At 57.9% G+C, this 16,330-nt stretch carries 14 protein-coding genes; 6 read left to right on the forward strand and 8 right to left on the reverse strand.

Features of this window, described 5'->3' with window-relative positions:
• The first annotated feature begins 134 nt into the window (after positions 1 to 134).
• Together gltB and HUO12_RS10020 are read left to right on the forward strand one after the other, a co-directional pair.
• Positions 135 to 4,787: a glutamate synthase large subunit gene (gene gltB / locus HUO12_RS10015; protein WP_176273435.1), complete on the forward strand. Its 4,653-nt coding sequence runs from the start codon at positions 135 to 137 to the stop codon at positions 4,785 to 4,787.
• Between the two features lie 21 nt (positions 4,788 to 4,808).
• Positions 4,809 to 6,245 carry a glutamate synthase subunit beta gene (locus HUO12_RS10020; RefSeq protein WP_176273437.1) on the forward strand — a complete coding sequence of 479 codons (1,437 nt, stop codon included), beginning with the start codon at positions 4,809 to 4,811 and terminating at the stop codon, positions 6,243 to 6,245.
• 32 nt (positions 6,246 to 6,277) lie between these two features.
• Here HUO12_RS10020 and HUO12_RS10025 read toward each other — a convergent pair whose 3' ends face one another.
• From HUO12_RS10025 to ung, 3 genes are all read right to left on the reverse strand, one after another.
• Positions 6,278 to 6,631, reverse strand: coding sequence for a helix-turn-helix domain-containing protein (locus tag HUO12_RS10025; protein WP_269748045.1), 354 nt, complete (start codon positions 6,629 to 6,631; stop codon positions 6,278 to 6,280).
• Between the two features lie 189 nt (positions 6,632 to 6,820).
• Entirely contained in the window at positions 6,821 to 7,147 is a 327-nt protein-coding gene (locus HUO12_RS10030) for a TraR/DksA family transcriptional regulator (protein ID WP_176273441.1), read from the reverse strand.
• Positions 7,148 to 7,379: 232 nt separating this feature from the next.
• Entirely contained in the window at positions 7,380 to 8,066 is a 687-nt protein-coding gene (gene ung / locus HUO12_RS10035; RefSeq protein WP_176273442.1) for a uracil-DNA glycosylase, read from the reverse strand.
• Positions 8,067 to 8,146: 80 nt separating this feature from the next.
• Between ung and HUO12_RS10040 the strand changes: the two genes are divergently transcribed.
• Genes HUO12_RS10040 through HUO12_RS10050 form a run of 3 tightly spaced genes read left to right on the forward strand, consistent with a single transcriptional unit; the run spans position 8,147 to position 10,060 of the window.
• Positions 8,147 to 8,767 (forward strand): ribonuclease D, encoded by a 621-nt coding sequence (locus tag HUO12_RS10040; RefSeq protein ID WP_176273444.1) that lies wholly within the window; start codon positions 8,147 to 8,149, stop codon positions 8,765 to 8,767.
• 34 nt (positions 8,768 to 8,801) lie between these two features.
• Complete coding sequence (lptC, locus tag HUO12_RS10045) at positions 8,802 to 9,467, forward strand: LPS export ABC transporter periplasmic protein LptC (RefSeq protein WP_176273446.1); 666 nt, start codon at positions 8,802 to 8,804, stop codon at positions 9,465 to 9,467.
• Between the two features lie 14 nt (positions 9,468 to 9,481).
• Positions 9,482 to 10,060, forward strand: a complete 579-nt coding sequence (locus HUO12_RS10050; protein ID WP_176273447.1) for an LptA/OstA family protein — start codon at positions 9,482 to 9,484, stop codon at positions 10,058 to 10,060.
• A gap of 16 nt (positions 10,061 to 10,076) precedes the next feature.
• Here HUO12_RS10050 and HUO12_RS10055 read toward each other — a convergent pair whose 3' ends face one another.
• The 5 genes from HUO12_RS10055 to HUO12_RS10075 all read right to left on the reverse strand — a co-directional run bounded on the left by HUO12_RS10055 (position 10,077) and on the right by HUO12_RS10075 (position 16,099).
• Positions 10,077 to 11,480: a sugar transferase gene (locus HUO12_RS10055; RefSeq protein ID WP_232367366.1), complete on the reverse strand. Its 1,404-nt coding sequence runs from the start codon at positions 11,478 to 11,480 to the stop codon at positions 10,077 to 10,079.
• Between the two features lie 67 nt (positions 11,481 to 11,547).
• On the reverse strand, positions 11,548 to 12,591 hold the full coding sequence (gene holA, locus HUO12_RS10060; protein WP_176273449.1) for a DNA polymerase III subunit delta: 1,044 nt from the start codon (positions 12,589 to 12,591) through the stop codon (positions 11,548 to 11,550).
• 10 nt (positions 12,592 to 12,601) lie between these two features.
• Positions 12,602 to 13,102, reverse strand: a complete 501-nt coding sequence (lptE, locus tag HUO12_RS10065; protein ID WP_176273450.1) for an LPS assembly lipoprotein LptE — start codon at positions 13,100 to 13,102, stop codon at positions 12,602 to 12,604.
• Positions 13,099 to 15,621 (reverse strand): leucine--tRNA ligase, encoded by a 2,523-nt coding sequence (gene leuS / locus HUO12_RS10070; RefSeq protein WP_176273452.1) that lies wholly within the window; start codon positions 15,619 to 15,621, stop codon positions 13,099 to 13,101. The genes lptE and leuS overlap by 4 nt, the downstream gene beginning before the upstream one ends.
• Before the next feature lie 25 nt (positions 15,622 to 15,646).
• Positions 15,647 to 16,099 (reverse strand): DUF3576 domain-containing protein, encoded by a 453-nt coding sequence (locus HUO12_RS10075; protein WP_176273454.1) that lies wholly within the window; start codon positions 16,097 to 16,099, stop codon positions 15,647 to 15,649.
• Between the two features lie 39 nt (positions 16,100 to 16,138).
• Here HUO12_RS10075 and HUO12_RS14625 point away from each other — a divergent pair, with 39 nt between their 5' ends.
• Positions 16,139 to 16,264 carry a hypothetical protein gene (locus tag HUO12_RS14625; RefSeq protein ID WP_269748046.1) on the forward strand — a complete coding sequence of 42 codons (126 nt, stop codon included), beginning with the start codon at positions 16,139 to 16,141 and terminating at the stop codon, positions 16,262 to 16,264.
• The last annotated feature ends 66 nt before the right edge of the window (positions 16,265 to 16,330 follow it).

Here is a 16,330-nt window from a genome sequence, read left to right on the forward strand (position 1 = left end):
GTGTCGCCATGAGAGCGGTCCGCGATGCAATTTGCTGCGTTTGCGAACGCATAACAGAGCACGCGCACACATGCCGGCCGAGCCGCTCAGCGGTGGTCGCAAACGGTCGGCACCTGACAGGATGGATTGGATATATGGGATACCCAGCGCCCACGGGCTTGTATGACCCTCGCAATGAACATGACGCCTGTGGCGTCGGTTTTGTCGCGCATATCAAAGGCGCGAAAAGCCACACGATTGTCACACAGGCGCTGGAGATTCTGGAAAATATCGATCACCGCGGCGCGGTTGGCGCTGACCCTCTGCTGGGCGATGGTGCTGGAATCCTTCTGCAAATTCCTGATCCGCTGATCCGCGACTGGGCGACAGAGAAGGGCTACGACCTGCCTCAACCCGGTGATTATGCGGTCGCAATGTGCTTTATGCCACAGGACGAAGCAGCACGCGCTTTTGTAACAGAGCAGCTGGAGAAATTCGTCGCGAAGGAAGGGCAGCGCCTGATCGGCTGGCGCGAGGTACCCGTAACACTGGATGGGCTCGGCAAGGCTGTCATCGAATCGATGCCGGTCATGCAGCAAGCCATTATCGCGCGCGGAGAAAACTGCGCTGATGAAGACGCATTTGAGCGCAAGCTCGTCGTCATTCGCAAGCAAACGCTCAATCCTTTGAAAAAGCTTGCTGAGAAACACAATCTGCCGGGTCTCACTCAGACTTATATGCCGAGCTTCTCGTGCCGAACGATCGTCTACAAGGGCCTGCTTCTGGCAAACCAGGTAGGTAGTTTCTACGATGACCTGCGCGATGAACGCTGCGTCTCCGCACTCGGCCTCGTGCACCAACGCTTCTCTACCAACACTTTCCCAAGCTGGCGGCTTGCCCACCCTTATCGCCTGATCGCGCATAATGGCGAGATCAACACAGTTCGTGGCAATGTAAACTGGATGAATGCGCGTCGCCGCACAATGGAATCGGACCTGCTTGGTCCCGATCTCGATAAGATGTGGCCGCTTATCCCGCATGGCCAATCCGATACCGCATGCTTGGATAATGCGCTCGAGCTGTTGCTCGCAGGCGGATACAGCCTCGCTCACGCGATGATGATGCTGATCCCTGAAGCGTGGTCGAAGAACGAGCTGATGGATCCCGCCCGCCGTGCGTTCTACGAATATCATGCAGCGCTTATGGAGCCATGGGATGGCCCGGCAGCGGTAGCGTTCACTGACGGCCGCCAGATCGGCGCGACGCTCGACCGCAATGGTCTACGCCCTGCGCGCTTCGTGGTGACCAAAGACGATATCGTGTGCTTGGCTTCGGAAAGCGGCGTGCTGCCTTTCCCCGAAGAAGACATCGTGCGCAAATGGCGTCTGCAGCCCGGCAAGATGCTGCTGATCGATTTCGAACAGGGCCGCATCATTGAAGATGAGGAACTGAAGAAAGACCTCGCTGAAGCGCAACCTTACGCCAAGTGGCTGGAGCAAGCGCAGTTCAAGCTCGACGACATCGAAGAGATTGATCCTGAATTTGCTGAGCTTCCGCAAGACGAGAATCAGGAAACGCCAACTCTGCTGCAAGCACAGCAAGCCTTTGGTTACACGCAGGAGGACATCGTAAAGTTCCTGGAGCCGATGGCGGTGAAGGGCGATGATCCGATCGGGTCCATGGGAACGGACACGCCGATTGCTGTGCTCTCCAATCGCTCGCGTCTGCTGTATGACTATTTCAAGCAGAACTTTGCCCAGGTAACAAACCCGCCGATTGACCCGATCCGCGAAGAGCTGGTGATGAGCTTGCTTTCCATGATCGGTCCGCGCCCCAACCTGCTTGGACGCGATGCAGGCACGCACAAGCGTCTTGAAGTGATCCAGCCTATCCTCACCAATGATGATGTCGCGAAGATCCGCTCCGTGCAGACCGCTTTGGATGGCGCCTTCCATACTGAAACCATCGACATCACCTGGGATGCGGAAAGCGGCGTTGAAGGGATTGAACTTGCGCTCAAAGAGATGTGCTGGGCGGCGACAGAAGCCGTGCTTGGCGATGCCAACATCCTGATCCTGTCGGATCGCGCGCAGGGGCCAGACCGTATCGCGATTCCTGCGTTGCTGGCGACTGCAGCGGTGCATCACCACTTGGTCCGCCAAGGGCTGCGCATGCAGACCGGCCTGGTTGTAGAGACCGGTGAAGCGCGCGAAGTGCATCACTATTGCGTGCTTGCAGGCTACGGGGCGGAAGCGATCAATCCCTATGTCGCCTTTGAGACGCTGGAGGATGTGCGCGCCAAGAAGCATCCTGAACTGACCGCAGAGCAAGTCCAGCAGAATTACATCAAAGCGGTTGGCAAAGGCATCCGAAAGGTCATGTCCAAAATGGGCATCTCGACCTATCAATCCTATTGCGGCGCGCAGATTTTCGACGCGGTGGGACTGAAGACGGACTTTATCGAGAAGTATTTCACTGGCACTGCGACGACCATCGAAGGCATTGGTCTGGAGCAGGTCGCAGAAGAGGCTGTGCGCCGTCACGCGCAGGCCTATGGCGATAACCCACTCTACAAGAATATGCTCGATGTTGGCGGCATCTATCAGTACCGCCTTCGCGGTGAAGAACATGCTTGGACGCCGGAAAATGTCGCACAATTGCAGCACGCTGTGCGCGGCGACAAGCATGCGGACTATGACGCATTTGCGAAGTCGGTGAACGAACAGTCCGAGCGTCTGCTCACTATCCGCGGACTGATGGAATTCAAGACAGCGGATGAACCCGTTCCGCTTGAGGAAGTTGAACCGGCCGCGGAAATCGTAAAGCGTTTCAGCACGGGCGCGATGAGCTTAGGCTCGATCAGCCACGAAGCGCATTCGACCATGGCTATCGCCATGAACCGCATTGGCGGCCGCTCCAACACAGGCGAAGGCGGCGAAGAACCGTTCCGCTTCAAGCCGATGGAAAACGGCGATTCCATGCGCAGCCGGATCAAGCAGGTCGCAAGTGGCCGCTTCGGTGTGACGGCGGAATATCTTGCGAACTCCGACGATATCCAGATCAAGATGGCGCAAGGCGCAAAGCCAGGCGAAGGCGGTCAGTTGCCAGGCCACAAGGTCGACAAGCGGATTGGCGCAGTGCGTCATTCGACGCCGGGTGTTGGTCTAATCTCGCCTCCACCACACCATGATATCTATTCGATCGAGGACTTGGCGCAGTTGATCCATGACTTGAAGAACGTGCAGCCGGAAAGTCGGATTTCCGTAAAGCTGGTGTCCGAAGTCGGGGTCGGTACGGTTGCGGCTGGTGTATCCAAGGCGCGCGCAGACCATGTCACTATCTCCGGCTATGAAGGCGGAACGGGCGCATCACCGCTGACCAGCCTCACCCATGCTGGTTCTCCATGGGAAATCGGCTTGGCTGAGACTCAGCAAACGCTGCTGCTCAACGATCTGCGCAGCAGGATTGCCGTTCAGGTCGATGGCGGGCTTCGCACAGGCCGCGATGTGGCGGTTGGCGCGCTGCTCGGCGCGGACGAGTTCGGTTTCTCGACCGCTCCACTGATTGCAGCTGGCTGCATAATGATGCGCAAGTGTCACTTGAATACTTGCCCGGTTGGCGTCGCAACGCAGGACCCGGTCCTTCGCGCGCGTTTCACCGGTCAGCCAGAGCATGTCATCAATTACTTCTTCTTCGTCGCTGAAGAGCTCCGCCAGATCATGGCGGAGATGGGCTTCCGCACAATGGACGAAATGATTGGCCGGACTGACCGGATCGACATGCGCCGCGTGCACCGCCACTGGAAAGCGGATGGTGTGGACCTGTCGCGCTTGCTGCATACCGTGGAAATCCCCGAGGGCGCTGCCCGCTACCGTACAGAAGCGCAAGACCACGGCCTTGGCGGCGCGCTCGATAATGAGCTGATTGCGGCTTGCAAGGACGCGATTGCTGAAGGCAAGCCGGTCCAGCTCGACCGAGAAATCCGCAATGTGAACCGCACTGTCGGAACGATGCTGTCGGGGCGTATTGCAGAAGCGCATGGTCATGCTGGTCTCCCCGCTGACACGATCCGCATTAACCTCACAGGCGTTGCGGGCCAAAGCTTCGGCGCATGGCTCGCCCATGGTGTGACACTCGACCTTACCGGCGATGCGAATGACTATGTCGGCAAGGGCCTGTCAGGTGGCCGGATCATCGTGCGTCAGCCGGAAGACGTCTCGCGCGATCCGCTCAACAACATCATCGTCGGCAACACTGTGCTTTACGGCGCGATTGCAGGCGAGGCCTATTTCTCAGGCGTGGCAGGCGAACGTTTTGCAGTCCGCAATTCCGGTGCCATCGCAGTGGTAGAAGGCACTGGCGATCATGGCTGCGAGTACATGACAGGCGGCGTTGTGGTTGTGCTCGGCGAAACCGGCCGCAACTTTGCTGCCGGCATGAGCGGCGGTCTTGCATACGTTTATGATCCGGAAGGCAAGTTCAGTCGGCTCGTCAATCACGAGCAGGTTGATCTTGTACCGATCTCTACAGAACCGGATGCTGACGAAGGGACCGGGCGTCCGAGCCAGCGCGGCACCTCGGTCAACGATTTCGGCATGGGTGACATGCTGCGTCACGATGCCGAGCGGCTCCGGATCCTCGTCGAACGTCACAAGCTGCACACCGGCTCTGCCCGGGCCAGCGAACTGCTCGACAATTGGGAAGAAGCCTTGAGCAAATTCGTGAAGGTCATGCCGCGCGATTACAAACGCGCGCTGGAACAACTCGAGGCTGAGCGCCTTGAAGCAGAAGCCGTAGCAGCGGAATAAGGGACACAAGAGCAAACGATCATGGGCAAGGACACAGGCTTCCTCGAACTCGACCGACGGGAACGCGACTATCTCGATCCCAAGGAGCGGCTGAACAATTATCGCGAATTCATCGTCCAGCCGGACGATGAAACGCTGAAAAGCCAGGCGAGCCGCTGCATGGATTGCGGTATTCCGTACTGTCACAATGGCTGTCCGGTGAACAATATCATCCCGGACTGGAACCATCTGGTCTATGAAGGCGATTGGAAGAATGCGCTCGACGTGCTGCATTCGACCAACAACTTCCCTGAATTTACCGGCCGCATTTGCCCAGCGCCTTGCGAAGCCAGTTGTACGCTCAACATCATCGACCAGCCCGTGACGATCAAATCGATCGAATGCGCGATTGTCGATCGCGGCTGGAAAGAAGGCTGGGTTACGCCGCAAGTGCCGGAAAAGCGAACCGGCAAATCGGTCGCCGTGGTCGGCTCTGGCCCGGCAGGCATGGCATGCGCACAGCAGCTCGCGCGTGCAGGTCACGCTGTCACCGTATTTGAAAAGAGCGACCGGATCGGCGGATTGCTGCGCTACGGTATTCCTGATTTCAAGATGGAAAAGCATCTCATCAATCGCCGCGCGCAGCAGATGGAAGCGGAAGGCGTGACCTTCAAGACGTCGAAGGAAGTCGGCGTTGATGTCTCCATGAAATCGCTCGATGAGAATTTCGATGCGATTGTCCTTGCCGGCGGGGCGGAGGACGCGCGCCAGCTCACCATCCCGGGGGCGGAAATGCCTGGTGTGCGGCTCGCGATGGAATTTCTCACTCAACAGAACAAGCGCAATGCGGGCGATGATGAATTGCGCGCAGCACCGCGTGGCTCGCTGACCGCAACCGGCAAGAATGTTGTTGTGATCGGAGGCGGCGACACCGGCTCTGACTGTGTCGGCACCTCCAACCGCCAAGGCGCAAAGAGCGTTACTCAGCTTGAGATCATGCCGAAGCCGCCAGAAAAGGAAGACAAAGCGCTAACGTGGCCGGACTGGCCATTGAAACTGCGCACATCCTCCAGTCACGAGGAAGGCGTCGAGCGCGACTGGGCGGTCCTCACCAAGCGCGTTGTCGGCGATGGCGAGAAAGTCACCGGCTTGGAATGCGTGCGGGTCGAATGGAAAGATGGCCAGATGCAGGAAGTCGAAGGCAGTGAATTCACCATCGAAGCCGATCTGATCCTGCTCGCCATGGGCTTTGTCGGTCCGATTAAGGCCGGCCTGCTCTCACAAGCCGAAGTTGAGTTGACGGAGCGCGGCAATGTGTCAGCGGACACAGAAACCTATGCGACCAGCGTCGACAAAGTGTTCGCTTGTGGCGACATGCGTCGCGGGCAAAGCCTCGTCGTCTGGGCAATCCGCGAAGGCCGGCAATGCGCGCGCAGCGTGGATGAAGCTTTGATGGGTATGAGCGAGCTGCCGCGCTGAAGAACGTGGCACTCGCGATGCGCGGCTAGCTGTTAGAACAGGCTCATTGTGCGAAGCATGTTTGCAAAGCGGCCGCGCGGGCGCTGCGGCGCGGCTTCTGCTGGGACAGCATCGTTTTCAGGCGCATTCTGATCAAGCTTGACGCGGAGCGCTTCTGAGATTTCACCATCGTCAAGCGCGACAGCTTTTGCGAATGCACGCGCAAAACCGAAAGTGTGCACACGGCTTGGCAAGCGATGAAAAGCTTCGCTTTCGAGAGCTTTCAGATAATGGCAGGAAACCTTCGTGCGTTCAGCCACATCGGCGACGCTCAGACCCGCGTCGCGCCTGGCCATAGCAAGCCGCTCGCCGACACAGTCGAGTGCTAAACCGCTCGAATGATTCATACCCTAGTCCCCGTGGATATGTTGTACCCAAGTGCAGCGAGTCGCGTTTCTGGACCCCTCCAAACGAATCACTACAGCAAGAGATTTACCAAACCTTATCCACAAGGTCGAATCATGTGTCGTTTCCGTACAAATCTGGCCGCGAGCATAAGGCGGGCTGTCGAAATATAGAGGAAAAGGTCTTGCTCGTTAGCCTGTACAGCCGACGCAAGTCGCAACGCTCGGATCGTGCCGCAGGCGTTTCTCCGCAATTTCCTCGCCGCAGGTCACGCACCAGCCCCACTCGTCCTCATCGAGCCGCTTAAGCGCAGCTGCAATCCGCGCTTTCTCGGCGGTCCGGCGCCGCTCCTGTGCTTGAGCCATTGCTTGCTGCTGCATAGCATCCATCCGGCTGAGGCGCCCGACACTATCCTGTTGCAGCTCGACCGTATCGCGCGAATCCGCATTAGAGCTTGCTTCCGCTTCAAGCGCCTCGCGGCGCGCGAGCAAAGCAGTTCGGGCTTCGGCTTCCGTCATGTTTTGTCCATACTTGCCAGCGACTTTCCTACCGCAAGCCTCGTAAGGCAAGCCATGGCAAATGAGATATGCCACTTCATTCAGGCAACCGTATACGCCGTTGAACCCCGATCGCGCAAAGTCACACTTTTTGCGCGCCATTGGAAGATTACGCTCTGTTTTTCAGGCAGTTGACGGGGTGGCAGCTTTTTCGAAAAGCGCAGTGAGCGTATCGCCCGGGCGCATCATCCGTTCAGGCCGACCAGTCAACCACGCCGCGACCATGCCGTTCCAAAAACGCATTCGCCTGGCTGAAAGGGCGCGTCCCAAAAAAGCCACTATGCGCGGAAAGAGGGCTGGGATGCGCGCTCGTCAGCACAAGATGATGTTCGCCAGCGCCAAGACCCTTCACCCGGCTCGCTTTCTTGCGCGCATGGCTGCCCCACAGGATGAAAACCGTTGGATCACCGCGATCGACAACCGCTTGCACGACTGCATCGGTGATCGCGTCCCAGCCGCGTCCGGCATGGCTGCCTGCTTGCCCGGCTTCGACTGTCAGCGTGTTGTTCAGAAGGAGCACGCCCTGTTCGGCCCAGCCCGACAAATCGCCGTGATCGCGGCGCGGAATACCGCAATCACTCTCCAGCTCCTTGTAGATGTTGACCAGCGATGGCGGCGTTTTGACCCCGTGCGCAACGGAAAAGCACAGCCCGTGCGCTTGCCCCGCTCCGTGATACGGGTCTTGCCCGAGGATCACGACGCGCACCTGGTTGAGCGGCGTCATCGCGAGCGCGGCAAGGCGTTGGCCGCGTGGAGGGTAAATGACCTTTCCGGCCTCCTCTTCTGCGCGCAGCCATCCGCCCAGCTTTCGCGCTTCCGGCGTTGCCAACACAGGCTCCAGCGCGTCCTTCCAGCTTTCAGGGATACTCTCAGCGGACATGGCTCAAGAATAGGCCTCTGCCGCCGCAACCTCCACCACCCCTTTCCCTCTTTCCCCAATCGGCCTAATGGACTGAGACAATGACCGTACATTTTCATGAAGAAGACCTGCCAGCGGGCGTCCTTGAAGGCGACGCGCCGCTCGCTGTGGATACAGAAACCATGGGCCTCATCACGCATCGCGACCGGCTTTGCGTGGTCCAGATAAGCGATGGCACAGGCGATGAGCATCTGGTGCGCTTTGGCCCGGAGAGCCACTATGCCGCGCCCAATCTGAAAGCCATTCTGGCAGACCCAAACAGGATCAAGCTCTATCATTTTGGCAGGTTCGATCTCGCGGCAATCGAGTACTATCTTGGCGTGATGGCGGCGCCGGTGTTCTGCACGAAGATCGCGAGCAAGCTGGTGCGCACCTATACAGATCGTCACGGTCTGAAGAATCTTGTCGAGGAATTGCTGGGTGAGAACCTCTCCAAGCAGCAGCAATCGTCTGACTGGGGCGGACCGGAATTGAACGATGCGCAGCGCGAATATGCAGCAAGCGATGTTCGCTATCTCCACCGTATGCGCGAAGAGCTGATCAAACGCCTGGAGCGCGAAGGGCGTATGGAGATCGCGCAGGCCTGCTTTGACTTCCTGCCTACCCGCGCACGGCTCGACATTGCAGGATGGGCAGACCACGACATTTTCAGCCATTCATGATGGCGTGAGCTTCAAGGAACTATAGTACAAAACCATGGTTACTCAGCGGCGAATTGAAACCAGCGAAGCGAAGGAACTGCGCAGCCAGCGCCAGCACTTTGCCGCGCCTGGTGGTTCGCATGACAAGTTGGTGCGCTTCCTGGGCAAGGCACTGCCTGTCGGCGTGGGTATCTTGGCCGCATTCATGGTTATCACGCCGCTCAGTCCGCGCGGCGAAGTCAGTTTCCTGCTCGACCGGAATAAGGTGGCGATGATTGATGAGCGACTGTCGGTCGACAACGCAATGTATCGTGGTCAGGACAATCAAGGGCGTCCGTTTGCGCTGACCGCCGGCGAAGCAGTGCAACGCTCGAGCGCGGAAGGCATCGTCCGCATGAAAGATCTGGTCGCCCGATTGACGCTGGCGGACGGCCCGGCAAGTCTTACAGCCGATGCAGGCGCTTATGATATCGACGCGGAGCGCGTCGATGTGATTGGCCCCGTACGGCTGACCGCAGCGGACGGTTACTCCATGATGGCACGAGGTGTGACCGTCGATCTCGAATCGCGCATTATGGAAGGGACAGACGGCGTAGATGGGGTCGTCCCTGCAGGCAGCTTTTCGGCCCGACAGATCCGAACGGATATCGATGCGCGGACGGTAACATTGACCGGTGACGCACGGCTGACCATGGTCCCAGGCGAACTGCAGATGCCTTAGGAAAGACGAGACGCATGACCAATACCGCTTCCAACCTTCCTTCGCTCAAGCAAGCGAGCCAGCTGATGCTGGCGGGTTTTGCAGCGACGGCATTGCTGTTCGCTGGAATTGAACTGCAAGCGCAGGCGATTGCTGGCCACAATTCGAGCGCTCCGGTGACCTACTCAGCCGATCGCATTGAACTGCAGGATCGACAGAACCGCGTCGTGCTCTCTGGCGATGTGAGGATCGAGCAAGCAGGTCTTACCGTTCGCGCCGCGCGCACCTTGGTAAATTATTCCGACTCTGGTGAGCTCAGCATTCAGCGCATCACAGCTGTCGGCGGGGTGGTGGTTACGCGGGGCAATGAAACAGCTCGCGGCGACACGGCGATCTATGACTTCAATCGCCGCATCATCACAATGGCTGGCAATGTGCGCATCAATCGCGGTGGCGATACGCTGAATGGCGGTCGCCTCGTGATTGATCTGGCTTCAGGGCTTTCAAGCGTGGATGGCCGCGGTGCACGCTCGTCGCCCGGTGCCGGAGGCGAGAATTCTAGCGGAAGAGTAAGCGGCCGCTTCGCTGTCCCGCAAAATACCGACAGCGAATAAATGAACGAGCCAGCGCCTAATAAGCGTTGGTGTGTGTGAGCACGCGCAAAGTTTGCAGTACGATCTGGGCATCGCGCGGTAGCGACCAATTGTTGAGATACTCGAGATCTGCTTGCAAGCGATCAGTCAGATCTTTCTCTTCCTCTGTGCTGCCGCGATGTCCACGAACCTGCGCCAATCCGGTAAGGCCCGGTTTCAAAGCATGACGCCGCCAGTAGCGGACATCGACTTCCCAGAAGAGCTTATTGTTGGCCCGGCTACCCAGTGCATGCGGACGCGGGCCGACGATAGACATCTCGCCTCGCAGGACATTGATGAGCTGAGGCAGTTCATCAAGACTAGTCGATCGCAACCAACGGCCAAGACGCGTCACGCGTGTATCTTCACGCGCAGTTGAAGCAGCACCATCGTGGTCCAAGCTCTCTTCACGCATCGTGCGGAACTTGAGCATGTTGAAGAACGTATTGCCTCGGCCAAGTCTACGCTGGACGAACAACACCTTGCCGCCATCTTCGAGTTTTACAAACAGCGCGACCAACGCCAGCAGCGGAGCGAGCATTATTAACGCAGAACCTGCGACAACCACGTCGAAGCCCCGCTTCATGATTCTTGCTCGCATCCCCAGAGGCCCTGTCGAAACCACAAGAGAGCTGCGATCTTGCTGCGGGTAACGCATCACACCAAGCGCACCCAGATCATGCACAGGTTCGCTAATGATCTCGCCCTGGATGCCGGTGGACTTTAGCAAGTACGCCCAGTCTTCGCGCCGCTCTTTAGGGCACGAAACAACAACCTTATCCTGATTACGCATGACCTTGCCGAGGCGATCGCGCATGAAGGGATCGTGACGCTCAGGTGAGAGACCGGCTTCAGCGGTCGCGACAACTTGCGCGCGGGGTAGCCAAAAGCTTGGTCCGCCGTCATCGATAACCAACTCGTTTCGCACCTTTCCGCCCCATGCCCGCTGAAGGAACAAGGACAAGGCTTTACGAGACGCGATGATCATGACGCCGCTAAGCATCAGACCAAGAGTAAAGGTCACACGAGAAAAGCTCGTATTGGTCTTCAGATAGAAGGCGATGAAGTTCAGCAATGCAGCCCCAATCACTAAAGCGACTAATGCTTGCCGGACTGCAAAGCGCCAGTTTTCAAGCGCTCGGGTAGAATACGCCGCGTTATAAAACGCAATCGTATAAAATATGGGCAGGAGCAGCTGCGCTTGCATCATTGCACGCGCTTCCCACCACACGCCGTTGTAAGCAAAACCTGCTATCGCGTAGCCCAACAGAATAAGGCCCAGATCCGTGACGAGCATGGCGATATACGCTCGCAAACGACGCCGCTCTAACGAAGGCGCTGAGCGGATCTCTGCATGACTCTTCGCAGTCTCGGGAGGGAGATGAGAGAATGGCTTGTTCATCAGATTGGCCCCACCCGCTTGTCTTGCGACAACTATCGTGGATTAACAAGCGCCTGAAGTGCGCTATTTACGAGCGCTTAGCGGCGTAACGAGTGATTTCCACGAGTTCTTGAGCCAAAAGTGTCTCAGCGAACTGGCTATTGGCAAGCAAATCGCGGTGAATAGACGTTAACCGTTGAACGAGGCGATCCAGTTTGAATCGCGGCCAGTGTTTCAATTGAGCCCGAATATCGCGTGCATCGCGCCAAAAAATACCCAGCCTCGCCTGTTGTCCGCGATCCAAGCGATCGATTGAGCCACCGGGGCCGAGCGCTGCTACGATCTTGACGAGCTGCACTGCGCGGCGCTCAACTGCAAGGAGCAAGCCGACAGGGTTGATCCGCAATTCGCGCATTCGCGCAAGCTCACTATCCAACCGCGTCAAATCGCCGCTCAACACAGCATTGACGAGCGGCATGAAGCCATCTTCTTCGGTCGTTGCCCCGATGGCGTCCAAATCCTCGGCCTGCACCTGTTTGGGCGTTTGCGGCGCAGCATCGAGATAAAGAGCGAGCTTGTCGACTTCGGATTGAGCTAGCCGAACATCCAGACTTGCCCCGCGCGCGATCCGTTCAGCCAAATGCCCAGGCAGGCTCAGTCCCGCAGCATCGCCCATCCCGCGAACGCTTGCGGATACATTCGCAATGTCCGGCGGGTAAAACATCGCGACACACGCGTCCTTACGCTTCTCTAGCAATTTAGCGGTGCGCGACTTGTCCGTGGCGGATGTTGCGACGATAACCACCGGACAAGCCTCGCCCGCATTTGCTTCGCTTGTTTCGATTAGGGCTTTGACAGCGTCATGTGCTTCATCACCCGTTGCGCGCACCCACAGATGCCGCTTGTCGCCGAAAAGAGATGTGGTTCGCGCCTCATCGCCGAGCAGTGCCGGATCGGCTCTCAAAGCAGAGCCAGACAGCTCGATTTTCTCGCCTGCCTGCGGAATGTGGTCGACAATCTTGCGCGCCGCGGCAGAAGCGCCAGCTTCATCAGGACCGCAAAAGAAGAAAATGCCGCAAGCTTGAGCCGCGTTCTGTGCTTGTGAATTGAAGTTCTTTTGAGTGAGCTTCATCGAGTGCAGATCACTCAGCTTGTTCGGCTTCGCGGAGCGTCAACGAAACCTGCGTAACAATCCGGTCAGCAACTTCGACAGCGAGATTTTCCAGCGCCGTTTGCTCCGCAGCGATAGTCGCATATTCGCTGGAGACGACGTCAATTCCAGCATCCGCCCCTGATGTCGCATCAAGCATGATCTCGCCAGTGCTCGTATCGATCAGCTGATAACGAGCACGCAGAATGCGCCGCTCGCGACTGATCGTATCATCGTTGAGAACCCCAAGCGCTTCCAAGGAGTCGTCGAGCCTCACATCCAATCGATATCGGTTGGAGGTATCACCCGCTGCACCGAAACGATCCTGCAGAGCATTGCGCATCAACCAACCGGCACGCCCAGGTATGGGCGGAACATCGACAGCAGCAAGACCTCGCGCGACAGATGCATCGCTCCCGCCTGCATACATAGGCTGGAGCCCGCAAGCAGCGAGCGCAAAGACGGCAGGTATCAAGGCGAGTGCGCGGATCATCCGGTCACAATATTGACGAGCCTATCGGGCACGACAATCACTTTTCGCACTGCGGCGCCATCAATCGAGCGCTGAACCTTCTCACTCGCAAGCGCAAGCGCTTCAAGATCGTCCTTTGATGCTCCCTTGGGTGCAGTGAGCGTATCGCGCAATTTGCCCATGTGCTGGACAGCGATGGTGACCTCGTCTTCCACGAGCAGAGCCGGATCAACTTCTGGCCATGGCGCATCGGCAATCAGTCCATGCTCGCCGAAACGCGACCATAGCTCTTCCGCCAGATGCGGCATCATCGGCGCAGCCATGAGCAATAGGTCGCGCATCGCCGCACTGCGAGATGCGGAGGTTTGCGCCTTCTCGACAGCGCTAGTGAGCTCGTAAAGCCGCGCGACCGCCTTGTTGAAACTAAGAGCTTCAATATCATCCGCGACTGCTGCGATGGTCTGGTGCGTCTTGCGCGCGAGTGCTTTGTCTTCGCCTTCAGCGCTTTCGTCATATTGCGCGAGCAAACGCCAAAGCCGCTGTACGAAACGGCTACAACCTTCGATCCCTGCAGCCGACCAAGGCAGGTCGCGCTCTGGCGGGCTGTCTGACAGCATGAACCAACGCACAGCGTCTGCACCATATTCCGCGATGATGTCATCGGGATCGACAACATTCTTCTTGGACTTCGACATCTTGATGACGCGGCCAATATCGACCGGCTTGCCATCGGATTGGAGTGTCGCGCCTTTGCTGTCGCGATCCACTTCGGCGGGGGTGAAGTAGACTTCGCGCCCGTCCTCCTTGCGCGAATACGTCTCATGCGTGACCATGCCTTGTGTAAAGAGCGACGCGAAAGGCTCAGCAAAATCGAGCTTGCCGACATGCTGCAAAGCGCGCGTCCAGAACCGCGCATAAAGCAAGTGCAGGATCGCATGCTCAATGCCGCCAATATACTGGTTTACCGGGAGCCACTTCGCGACTTCAATTGCATCAAACGGCTTGTCCGCCGGCTGACTTGCAAAGCGCAGGAAATACCAGCTGGAATTGATGAATGTGTCGAGCGTATCAGTCTCGCGCATTGCAGGTGCACCGCAAGACGGGCATTCGACGTGCTTCCAGGTCGGATGACGCTCCAAGGGATTGCCGGGTGTCGAGAAGTCTACGTCTTCCGGCAGCTCGACTGGAAGCTGATCCTTGGGCACTGGCAAAACACCGCAAGCATTGCAGTGGATGAAAGGGATTGGCGTCCCCCAATAGCGCTGACGGCTCGCCCCCCAATCGCGCAAGCGCCAGACAGTTGTGCCTTTGCCCCAACCGCCTCGTTCAGCGCGCGCGATAACATCTGACTTGGCGTCCTCGACGCTCATGCCGTCAAGGAAGTCCGAATTGACGATCACGCCATCGCCCGACTCAGCCTCACCTTCGAATGGCTTTGAAGCTTCAGCAACTGACGATGCGACCACGCGTGGGATCGGCAAATTGTACTTCGTTGCGAATTCGAAATCGCGTTGGTCGTGTCCCGGGACAGCCATGATCGCGCCCGTGCCGTAATCCATTAGCACGAAGTTCGCGATGTAAACGGGCAAGTCAGCGCCAGTGAACGGGTGCTTCGCAGTGAGGCCGGTGTCGAGGCCCAGCTTTTCAGCAGTCTCGAGCTCGGCAGCGGTCGTGCCGCCTTTCTTGCAAAGCTCGATGAATTTCTGCGTATTCGGATTACCGATTGAAATGCTCTGGGAGACCGGGTGGTCCGCTGCGACCGCAACAAAGCTAGCCCCGAAGATCGTGTCCGGGCGTGTGGTGTAGACAGGAAGCTGGTCGCCATTGGAGAGCTCGAACGAGAACTCAAGGCCTGATGATTTACCGATCCAGTTTTCCTGCATCAGCTTTACCTTGTCCGGCCAATCCTCGAGCTCGTTCAGACCTTCCAGCAGATCCTCGGCGAACTGCGTAATCTTTAGAAACCACTGATTGAGCTTGCGCTTTTCAACCGGCGCGCCTGATCGCCAGCCGCAACCATCAATGACTTGCTCATTCGCGAGCACCGTCATGTCTACGGGGTCCCAATTGACCTCACTTTCCTTACGATAGAGCAGGCCTGCTTCGTAAAGATCGATGAAGAGCGCTTGCTCGTGCCCATAATATTCCGGATCACAGGTGGCGAACTCGCGCGTCCAGTCAAGCGCGAAGCCCAACCGCTTCAACTGCGCTTTCATGTTCGCAATGTTCTCGCGCGTCCAACCGCCAGGATGCACGCCCTTTTCCATTGCCGCGTTTTCTGCAGGCATGCCGAATGCATCCCACCCCATCGGGTGGAGCACTTCGTGTCCGGTCATCTTCTTGTAGCGCGCAAGCACATCGCCCATCGTGTAATTGCGCACATGGCCAATATGGATGCGCCCGGACGGGTAAGGGAACATCTCAAGGATGTAGCTCTTGGGCTTGGGTGAGTTGCTGTCAGCAGCAAAGGTTGCAGCCTCGTCCCAGGCACACTGCCAGCGCCCGTCTGCGCTGGACGGATCGAAACGCGTATCAGTCATTAGAACCCCGTTAGGGCGGATTGTGTCAGGAAGCTACGGCTTTGCGGCGCAGATCGCGCGCTTTAGTGAGGATTATATCCTCGAGTTTCTGGACGGTCGCCGCCTGAACTGGAGCATCAACCCAGCCCGTGCCTTGCGAAACCTGACGGCTAGCCGCAACACGGAGTGCGTCGGCGCGCAAATCCTGGTCTAGGATCGTGACGGTAACCTTCACGCGCTCGTTGGGGTTGCTCGGATTGGCATACCAGTCCGTCACGATAACGCCGCCCGCGCTATCAGCCTGAAGCAATGGCGCAAATGCTACCGTATCGAGCGCCGCGCGCCAGAGATAGGAATTCACGCCAATCGTGTTTACTTGCGATGCGGCAAGATCAGCTTGAGGGCGCTCAGATCCGCCGCAGGCAGCAACCCCGAGACAGGCAGCACCGATCAAAAATGGGCGTGCAATTCGGCTTGCGTTTGTCATCTTCGCACTCATGGCTCGTCTTTATTCCTCAATTGTTCGCCAGCGGCTCTGTTGATGCTCTATACCGAGCCTGACAGCGGCGACAAGGCATCGCGCGCCAGCCAGATGGCTCAGGGCCGATTGTTCCCCGCTTATGCCGAGATATGGCCTGTATTGAAGGTGAATGAGCCAATGTGAGATTGGTTGTTGTGGAGAGTATGCAACAGATTGAGTCCCGCATATGCACTTTGCCTGAGAATCGGT

The organism is Altererythrobacter lutimaris, assembly GCF_013371495.1.
Taxonomy (GTDB): domain Bacteria; phylum Pseudomonadota; class Alphaproteobacteria; order Sphingomonadales; family Sphingomonadaceae; genus Erythrobacter; species Erythrobacter lutimaris_A.